The organism is Sulfobacillus harzensis (assembly GCF_012933365.1).
GTDB classification, from domain to species: Bacteria; Bacillota; Sulfobacillia; order Sulfobacillales; family Sulfobacillaceae; genus Sulfobacillus_B; species Sulfobacillus_B harzensis.
This window is the reverse complement of sequence record NZ_JABBVZ010000346.1, coordinates 1-419: the sequence shown is the minus strand read 5'-3', so window position 1 is coordinate 419 and position 419 is coordinate 1. Positions and strand designations below refer to the sequence as shown.

Below are 419 nucleotides of genomic sequence, written 5' to 3'. Positions count from 1 at the left end.
CAGGAAATCCCCAATTTGGCCAAAAAAATTCCCCAGGGTGGTGGGGAATTTGTCCTTCCAGATTTGGAAGAGGGTGGCATGGCTCTAGGGCGGAGAAGAAGACCCCCGAGGATTGCCCTCGGGGGTTGGGATCATGAGTGGCGGGGGAGGCGGTTGCGCCACTGGCGCGAGAGCCGATAGGCATAGCGCGGATGGGCGCTCAACCCGTCCGCCACGAGACGGGATAAGCTCACCAGGGGTCCCCAGCAGTCCCAAATCTGGGACGCCGGCAAGGGTTGCTGGAGATCCGCTGCCCCAATGCCGTACCAGACACGGGCGCAATCACCACAGTAGACGACGCCGGTCTGGGGCGACCCCCGGTGGCCATGCTGCCAATCGTTCCGCGACGGAAACGTCGCGACCAAACACTGGCGCGTCGT

1 protein-coding gene is annotated in these 419 nt (G+C 63.2%); it reads right to left on the bottom strand.

The window, feature by feature from the left end; translation table 11 throughout:
• Nucleotides 1-131: 131 nt before the first annotated feature.
• Nucleotides 132-419, bottom strand: a 288-nt coding sequence (locus HIJ39_RS23435; protein ID WP_169103413.1) for a hypothetical protein, incomplete at its 5' end; no start/stop codon positions are given.